Origin of the sequence: Methylophaga lonarensis MPL, assembly GCF_000349205.1 — a bacterium.
GTDB classification, from domain to species: Bacteria; Pseudomonadota; Gammaproteobacteria; order Nitrosococcales; family Methylophagaceae; genus Methylophaga; species Methylophaga lonarensis.
Map to the genome: position 1 here is coordinate 1 of NZ_APHR01000112.1, position 415 is coordinate 415.

Genomic DNA, 415 nt, shown 5'->3' on the forward strand with positions numbered 1-415 from the left:
TACAATGGGCAGTAYMAAGGTTGCCAACTCGCGAGAGTGCGCTAATCCCATAAAGCTGTTCGTAGTCCGGATTGGAGTCTGCAACTCGACTCCATGAAGTCGGAATCGCTAGTAATCGCAGATCAGAATGCTGCGGTGAATACGTTCCCGGGCCTTGTACACACCGCCCGTCACACCATGGGAGTTGGCTGCAAAAGAAGTAGGTAGACTAACCTTCGGGAGGTCGCTTACCACTTTGTGGTCAATGACTGGGGTGAAGTCGTAACAAGGTAGCCCTAGGGGAACCTGGGGCTGGATCACCTCCTTTCATAGAGAAACGACTGCGTAAGTACTCACACAAATTACTTGATTTGACAGAGAGATATCTGGGTCTGTAGCTCAGTTCATCGAGCGCACGTTTCGGAMKGRTGAGGTC

1 rRNA gene is annotated in these 415 nt (G+C 51.0%); it reads left to right on the forward strand.

What is annotated here, in order from left to right:
- Positions 1-307, forward strand: a 16S ribosomal RNA gene (locus MPL1_RS13115); the annotation flags it as partial.
- Between the last annotated feature and the right edge of the window lie 108 nt (positions 308-415).